Raw genomic sequence first — 8461 nt, 5'->3', positions numbered from 1 at the left:
TCCGGCACGGCGTCGATGGGCAGTCGCAATAGCTCGCGCGCGCCCAGGATGCTCAGGATCAGGGCCAGTCCGACGACCAGCCAGCGGAAGCGCACGGCGGCGCCGATGATGCGGTCGAGCATGATCAGTGTCCATGCTCCACTTCGCCCTTGGCCAGTTCGGCCTTGAGCAAGAAGGCGCCGGCTCCGGCGATGCGTTCGGACCCAGTCAGGCCCGAAACGATTTCGATGCGGCCGTCCAGGGTCCGTCCGGTGACGACAGGGCGGGCGCGGAAGCCATCGGCCTCAACGACGAAGACCGACGCGACCCCCTCCAGCGTCTGGACGGCGTCCAGCGGCACGACGATGGCGCCCGCGCCCGCACCGGCGGTGACGCGAGCCGAGACGACCGAGCCGGCGGGCGGCACGACGCCGGTCGGACGCGCACGGACGATGACCACGCCCGCCTCATTAGCCGGGGCGATAGCGACGACGACGCCCGAGACGGCGTTGGCGCCAGCGATGGAGCTTTCCAGCGTGTCGCCGACCCTAAGCAGGGCGGCGGCGGCCGGCGGGGCCTCGAAAACCAGTTCGACGCGGCTGGGATCGGACACAGCGGCGACCTGCAGGACCTCCTCGTGCAGCACCTGGCCGGGCGCGGCGCTGATGCGTGTGACGACGCCGGCTATGGGGCTGCGGACCACGGTCAGGCCGTTCGAGCCGGGCGCGCCATAAGCGCCGACGCGGGCGCGAGCGGCGCGCAGGTCGGCCTCGGCCCTGCGCGCCTCGGCGGCCGTGACGTCGAGCCGCGCCTGCGAGACCCAGCCCTGTTCGAACAGGGTGCGGTCGCGGCGCTCGGCGGCGCGCGCGGCGTCGACCTGGGCCGAAGCGGCGTCGGCCTCGGCGCGGGAGGCGGCGCCGTCGGGACTGCGCAGGGTGACTAGCGGCGATCCGGCCGCAACCTGGTCGCCCAGGCCCACGTGGACCCGCGTCACCGCGCCGGCCAGCGGCGCATCGACGGCGGCCTCTGCCCCCGGCGCGAAGACGACCCGGCCGGGCAGTTTCAGCTCGGCGCCGCCGCCGCGTTGCAGGCCGACGACGGAGACACCGGCCGCCGCAGCCTTATCGGGCGTCAGGGCGACGACGGCGCCCCTTGCCTCTTCATGGCCCTCTTCGGGGTCGGCCTCCGGGAAGGCGGCTGAGGGCTTCATCAGTTGGGCGGCGCCGAAGCCAACACCCAAGGCGGCGATGACGGCGGCGCCGGTCATCAGCCAGTGTCTTTGCAAATTCATGATTGATCCTCGACCGGCGCAGGACCGGTCCGAACAGCAGGGCGCGCGCCCGAAAACGGGCGACGCGAGCGGGGGAGGCCGGGTCAGGAGACCCGGCGAGGATCAGGCGCGAGGAGGGCGGCGCGGGCCGGCTGCGTCCGCCAGAGGGGGCGCAGTGGAGTGGCTCCACAACAGCGGCGCAGGCAGGACCGGCGCCACCTGCAGCATCAAAACATCCGGGGGTGTGGCGACGTGCTGAGCGTGGCAGCAGCCATTCGAGCATGGCGCGCCGCAATCTGCGCACGGCGGCCCAGCGTCTGCGGCCGCGCGAACGGACTCCTCCACGACCACGGAGCAGGCGGCGTCCACGCACACGTGCGCCTCTGCTGCGGGGGCGGCGAACATCAGCGCCAAAAGCAGCCCACACATCAGGCCAGCTCTTTCGATCATGTGCCGCAGGCGCTTCGGCATGCCGGACATCTAGCAGTGATGGAGCTTAAAGTCGCTAGCGTCCGCTCGTTCACCAATAGGGTCGCATGGAAGAGTTGCCGCGGCCCAGGCTCAGGCTCGCCCGGCATACCGGTGTCTCCTTCGGCCTGGCGATGCTCATGCCTGGTCAAGGAAGGCGTCGTGGTCGGCGAACCCCGATGCGACGCGCCAGCGTTATCCAGGCGTCGCATCGAGGCTTAGCAGAGTGGCGCGTCGGCGTCAGAACCGGTAGCTGACGCCCAGCTTGTAGGATGCGCCGTAGCGGTAATAGCCCTGCGGCAGCAGCGGGTTGCCGTTGATGGAATAGGTGTTGGCCTCGTCCAGAAGGTTCTGGCCCTCCAGCGAGATGTCGATGCTGTCGGTGACCTTGTAGGAGACATGGGCCGTGACCCAGGTGATCGGGTCGGCTTCCTCATTGTAGCCTTCACCCAGCACGTTGATCGCCGTGGTGAAGCCGTCGGTGTGGTCGCCCGACACGCTCATCGACAGCGGACCGCGCTCATAGAACAGGCCCAGCGAATAGACCGACGGCGCGATGCCTTCCAACGGGCGTTCCTGGTCGCCGACATAGCTCTTGGACCAGTTGCGAGTGTATTGCGCGCGCACGCCCAGGCCGTTGTCCAGGAAGTGCTGCAGGCCCACCTCGACGCCGTGCACTTCGGCCGTATCGCCGTTGATCGGCCGGCTGATGTTGAAGAGGTAGCCCGGAACGCCGATGTCCTGGCCAGGCTCCCAGCTCGAAGTGATCTGGTCCTTGATGTCCTTTTTGAACACTGCGACGTTGAAGATCGAGTTGGGCCGGAAATAGTATTCCAGCGAAGCGTCGTACTGGGTGGCCGAATAGGGCTTGAGGTCCGCGTTGCCGCCGTAGATCTGGGTGAACTCGCCCCAGGAGACGCTCTCGGTGGTGTTGGTGGGCGCCAGGGTCTCGACCGACGGCCGGGCCATGGTCTTGGCCGCGCCAAGGCGCAGGCGAAGTTCGTCTGTGATGCGATAGTTCAGGTTAATCGACGGCAGGACATAGGTGTAGTCGTTGTCCTGGGTCACCGATGTCGGATCGTCATAGACGGCCGTATAGTTGAAGGCACCGTTCTCGATGATCTCCAGAATCTTGGCGTCCCACGCCTGGGCGCTGGTGTTGGTCTGGACGACGCGGACGCCGACGTTGCCGCTCCAGCGATCGGCGCGCAGGTTGGCCTGGACGTAGCCGGCCCAGGTCTCCTCGGTCACGCGATAGCTTTGCAGCGGGTTCCACACCGGCGCGGCGTCGGCGTAGCTGTAGACGCCGCCGCCCGGGCGAGGCGTGCCGTCGTAGGCCTGCAGGGCGGCCTGATAAGAGGCGATGTCAAAGGCCAGGAAGGTGCGGGGGAAGTTTCCGCTGACCTCGCTCATGAAGTTGGGCAGGGCGAAGCTGTTGGAGATGACGCCGCCGCCCAGGGCGCCGACGTTGATCGCATAGTCGCCGGAATAGTAGTCGGCGCCGCCGGTGAGGGCGTTGTTGATCAGGTCGCGCGACTTCTTGCGGTCGGTGTAGTTGACGCCGAACTGCACATTGTCGAGCCAACCGCGCTGGGCCGCCCAGCGTCCGCTGAATGCGGCGCCCGTGATCTCGTCGTCGATGTTGTCGCCCGCCAGCGAGAAGTAGTGGGTGTTGAAGTCGGCGTCGCCGAAGGCCCCATTGGCCAACCCGGTCGCCAGATCCCGTCCGTCATCGAAGTCCACCACGACATTGGGCACGTAATCGCCCGTCAGTTCGATGTGGGCGGTGTTGGGCTGGTTCATCCGCAACACGACATAGCTGTCCTGTCCGCCCGAGTGACGGCTGGACGTCGAGCGATAGACGTCGCCGGTCACGGTCAGGCTGTCGGTGACCTGCCATTCGGCGTTGACGCCGTACAGTTCGGTCTCGACCACGCGGTAGGAGGTCTGGTTCAGCAGTTCCGGATTCAGCCGCATCTCCGGATCGGGATTGTCCATGTCGAAACTGGTGACGATGCCGTCGGTGATCACCATGTTCGACCAGCGGCCGGGCGCGTACAGCGGATAGAAGGACTGCTGATAGCCGACCTGCGGGGAATCCAGCTTGGTCTTCAGGCCGTCGACCACCAGGCGGAAGGTGTCGGTGGGGCGCCATTCCAGCTTGGCCGTGTAGGCGTTGCGCTTCTTGGTTTCCAAGATGGAGCCGACGCGGAACTGGCCCGGTCCGATCAGGCCGTATTCTTCCGGATCCAACTCGCCGTTGCCGTTCGGGTCGATGTTTCCGCCCCAGGCGTTGCCCCACAGCCAGCTTTCGTCCGTGGGATCGGGGTTGCGGGTCCAGCCGCCGTCGTTGCCCGCGATGTCCGTGCGGTCGTCGCGACGTTCAGCCACCACGCCCAGGATCACACCGAAGGTGTCATTGAGGAAGGTGTTGCTGTACACGCCCGACAGCTTGGTCCCGTCCAGTTCGGACATCAGGTTGCGGTCGCCCTCGACACGGATGATGCCGTGCTGACCGCGCTGATCGAAAGGGCTGGCCGAGCGCAGGTTGATCAGGCCGCCGATGGCGCCTTCGGTGTTGGCCGCCTCGGCGCCCTTGATGACGTCGGCGCCCGATATGACGTCGGACGGCAGGACGTCATAGGCGAAGTCGCGCCCCGCGCCGTCGGTGGCCAGGATGCGGCCGTTGAAGGTCGACAGCGTGTATTCCGGACCCAGGCCGCGCACGCTGACGCTCTGGCCTTCGCCTCCCGCCGTGCGTGAGATCGAGACGCCGGTGATGTGGCTGAGGGAGTCGGCCACGTTGTCGTCGGGAAACATGCCAAGTTCCAGCGCGCTGATGGAATCCTGGACCGTGCCCGACTCCCGCTTCAGTCCCACGGCGCGGGCGATGCTGGCGCGCGTGCCGACGACGACGATTTCCTCGACCGTCTGGGCGTCGGCGGATGCCGGTTCTATCGCTTCGGTTTCCGCGGACTGCGCCTGCGCCGCCCCCGCGGCGAACAAGGCGGCGATGCCGACGCCGGCCATACAGGCCGTACGGAGAGATGGACGACGTGACATTGCGATCCCCTTTGCTCGCATGATCGACGAAGGTCGCCTGGCTGATCCGACGCTTTGGTTGCCGCCAGGAAAACGCTACAAAAAGGAACTACGGTTTCGCGAAACTGTCAAATAGATACGTAACGAAACTTTCGTATTGGTTGGAAGCATTGCCGTCAGGCCATGGCTCGCCTGCGAAAATCAGGCTGCGGCTGTGACGGGCAGGGTCTCGCCAGCCAGACGGGCGGCGTAAAGCGCGGCGCCGGTCGCCGGGCTGCACCGTGGCGCGATGATCTCGTAGTCCGGCGAACAGGCGGCGAGGCCCCGGCGGAACGGCTCAAGGATCAAGTCGCCGCTCTGGAACACCCCGCCGGAGTACGACAGGGCGACGCGCTCTCCCGGCGGATAGGCCAGTCGGCGGCGTATGCCGTCCACGATCTCGGCCAACTCTCGGCCGGCCTGATCGAAGATGCGCCGGGCGGCGTGATCGCCCTCGATCGCCGCCTGGGCCACCAGGCGCGACAGTGCGGCGATCCGGTCGCGCTGCGGCGTGTCCTTGGCGTAGATGCGCCCGCACAGATCCAGGTCGCTGGCCAGTGCGAACTCGCGCCTCAGCAAGGCGTGGAGAGGCCCCGTCGGCAGTCGGCCGTCGGCCATGCGGGAAAAGGCGTTCAGGCCCTGGGCGGCGATCCAGTAGGCCGAGCCCTCGTCCGAAAAGACCTCGCCCCAGCCGCCGCCGCGCGCCGCCAGGCCCTGGCGCTCGCCATAACCGATCGAGCCGGTGCCGGCGACGATGTTGATGCCGTCCTCGCCGCCCAGCGATCCGGCCCAGCCGCAGATCATGTCGTTGCCGCAGGCGTAGCGATGGTGGCCCAGCAGAGCCTCTGGGATCACGTCCAGAACCGGCTGGACCTGCGAATCCTCCCCGTGGGCGGGCAGGCCGAAGAAGGCGAATCGAACCTCGTCGGCCGAGGCCTTGGCCTGTTCCAGAACCGCGCGTACGCCTTCCTGCAGCACCAGGTGCAGGCGTTCGACGCCGATCTCGACATGATAGCTGGAGCCGCCTTCGTGGCGGGCGCGCTCGCGCCCGTCGCGGTCCATCAGCACGAAGGCCGTCTTGGTGCCCCCGCCGTCGACACCGAGATAGTATCCGCCCGTCCGGTCCATGCCCCCTGATCCCACGCCGGCCGCCCTCAGCTCAACTCGTGGATACGCACGCCCTGCACCACGCGATTGACGGTGCCGGAGGTGTTCGGATTGTCCGGGGTCAGGCCCCGGCGCAGGGATTCGAAGAAGGCCAGGATTTGCGGCGCGACGATATAGGCGAACAGCAGGTCGACGTCCTCGGCCACCGCCAGGCCCGGCACGCGCACCTCGTCCCGTTCGGGCAGGCCCACCCCGTCCTGGGCGGTGACGGCGATCACGCGCGCGGCGTCGTTGTCCCGGCGCAGTTCCTCCAGCAGGTCCCCATCGTAGCTGCGGGTGTAGGCGTTGTTGGAGAAGAAGACGACGATCAGGGTCCGGTCGTTGACGATGGTCTTGGGGCCGTGACGAAAGCCCAGCGGCGAATCGAACATGGTCACCAGGTCGCCGTTGGTCAGTTCCAGCAGCTTCAGCCCGGCCTCGCGCGCCAGGCCCTTGAAGATGGCGCTGCCCAGATAGACGACGCGCTGATAGCCCGCGTCCGCGGCCGCCTTCATGACCGCGGCGTACTGCGCGATCACCGCTTCGGTGGCGCGGGCGATGCCGTCGATGCGGCTCTCCATCGACGCGATGCCGCTGAACACCGCCAGCGCGGCATAGGTCATGCACGAGAAGCTGGACGTCATCGCGAAGCTGCGATCGTGGGTGGCCTCGGGCAGCTGCACCGTAAAGCCGCGCGGCCCCTTGCCGTATCTGGCCAGGGCGCCGTCGGCGTTGCAGGTGATGACCAGATGGCTCGGCGACTTGACCAGCCGGTCCGCCAGTTCGATGGCCGCCACGCTTTCGGGGCTGTTCCCGGAACGGCCGAAGGAAACCAGCAGCGTCGGGGTGTCGGCCTCGAAGTAGAGGTGGGGCGCGCAGACCAGGTCGGTGGTGGCGATGGCCTCGACCCGACGCCCCAGGCGCCGGGACAGCACCGGGGCCAGGCATTCGCCGGCGAAGGCGGAGGTGCCAGCGCCGGTCAGGATGACGCGCAGGTTCGGCTGGGCGACCAACGGCGTCAGGAAGGCCTCGATCTCGGCGCGGCGCCGCATCAGCAGATCCTGCGTCTCGCGCAGCATGGCGGGCTGCTGGGCGATCTCGCGCGCGGTCCACAGACCGCCCAGCCGTTCCAACTCGCTCTCGGCCAGCCCCAGGTGAACGGTCTCAGACATGGGCGGGCTCCGGTTGCGGCGTACAGGCCGCGCGATAGGTCTCTAGCGTGACGCCGACATGGGCGATCACGAGGTCAGCGGGGGCGAACGGGCGGCCGGCGTCGCGCAGGATGGCATGGGCCTGCGGCAGATGCTGGCTGACCAGCGCCATCGGCGGCGGATTGTCGGTCAGATTGGCGAACATCCGCGTCTGAGCCGCCGCGATCTGCGGGTCCGGCCAGTAGTAGCGGATGCGGTCAGACAGGCTGTACTGCAGGTCGAAACGCAGCGCCTCGCCGGCCGCATGATAATATTTGGCCCAGTTCTTCGGCTCGGCCTGCATCCGCGCGATGGCGGTCTCGCGGAAGCCGGACGCCCGGTCCTCGCCCAGCCATTCGCGCTCGATGGCGTCCAGCGCCCACAGCGCCTCGCGCAGGGCGAAGGTCACGCCCGGCCCGACCTTCAGGATGGCGAAGTGGTCCTCGACCAGGGCCTTCAGCGCCCGGGGCGTCTGATAGTCCGTCGAATGAGCCTCGAAGACGACGTGGGGCTGGCCGTCCATTGCATGGCTCAGCGCGGCGGCCTTGGCGCGGTCGTAGTCGATGACCTTGTGGTGATCGAACTCCACGCCGGGCTGGACCACGATGGCGATGACGCGGGGCCAGGCGTCCGACAGACCTTCCTCAGCGAAGAGGGCGCGGTGCGCTTCCAGGGTGGCCAGCGCGGCCTCGGGCGTCGTCGGCTCCAGTTCGGGCAGGTCCTCGGCGGCGCCGCCCGGCACGGGCACTTCGGTGCCGATCACATAGACGCACGGCTCGCCGCCGACGCGGGCCTGGGCGGCCTCGGCGACCGCGATCAGGCGCGCGGCGCGGCGGGCGATCGTCGCCTCGGGCAGGGGCGTCGGATCGTCGGCGCACGACATGGAGCAGTCCGCGTGGATCTTGCGGAAACCCGCCGCCACATACTGTTCGATCAGCACTTCGGCCTTCTTCATCGCCGCCTCGGCGGGCAGATCCGTCCAGGGATTGGGGCCCAGGTGATCGCCACCCAGCAAGACCCGTTCGACGGGCAGGCCGACCTTCGCGGCGATGGCGTGGACGAAGTCGCGGAAATCGGCCGGCGTCATGCCGGTGTAGCCGCCGTCCTGGTTGACCTGGTTGCAGGTCGCCTCGACCAGCAGCACCTCGACGCCGCCTTGCAGCGCATGGACGCAGGCCGCCTCGATGACCAGCGGATGGGCCGAACAGACGGAATAGATGCCGCAGGCTTGTCCGGTCTTGTGCCGGGCGACGAGATCGAGCATCGCCTTCATGAGCGAAATCCTTTCGGTAGCCGGCTCAGCCTAGCCGACTCGGACCGAAGCGCA

At 67.9% G+C, this 8461-nt stretch carries 5 protein-coding genes; all 5 read right to left on the bottom strand.

Going from position 1 to position 8461, the window contains the following annotated elements; genetic code table 11:
- Positions 1-124: 124 nt before the first annotated feature.
- Positions 125-1270 (bottom strand): efflux RND transporter periplasmic adaptor subunit, encoded by a 1146-nt coding sequence (locus tag B2U11_RS08270; protein WP_292071027.1) that lies wholly within the window; start codon positions 1268-1270, stop codon positions 125-127.
- Positions 1271-1957: 687 nt separating this feature from the next.
- A complete protein-coding gene (locus B2U11_RS08265; protein ID WP_292071026.1) occupies positions 1958-4747 on the bottom strand; it encodes a TonB-dependent receptor in 2790 nt (929 codons plus the stop codon).
- A gap of 213 nt (positions 4748-4960) precedes the next feature.
- A complete protein-coding gene (locus B2U11_RS08260) occupies positions 4961-5926 on the bottom strand; it encodes an N-acetylglucosamine kinase (protein ID WP_292071025.1) in 966 nt (321 codons plus the stop codon).
- 26 nt (positions 5927-5952) lie between these two features.
- Entirely contained in the window at positions 5953-7116 is a 1164-nt protein-coding gene (locus B2U11_RS08255; RefSeq protein ID WP_292071024.1) for an SIS domain-containing protein, read from the bottom strand.
- Positions 7109-8407, bottom strand: coding sequence for a D-tagatose-bisphosphate aldolase, class II, non-catalytic subunit (locus B2U11_RS08250; RefSeq protein ID WP_292071023.1), 1299 nt, complete (start codon positions 8405-8407; stop codon positions 7109-7111). The genes B2U11_RS08255 and B2U11_RS08250 overlap by 8 nt, the downstream gene beginning before the upstream one ends.
- Between the last annotated feature and the right edge of the window lie 54 nt (positions 8408-8461).

This window comes from Brevundimonas sp. UBA7534 (assembly GCF_002479325.1).
Taxonomy (GTDB): Bacteria; Pseudomonadota; Alphaproteobacteria; order Caulobacterales; family Caulobacteraceae; genus Brevundimonas.
The sequence above is the reverse complement of the archived record's forward strand: the minus strand, read 5'-3'. Positions and strand labels throughout refer to the sequence as shown.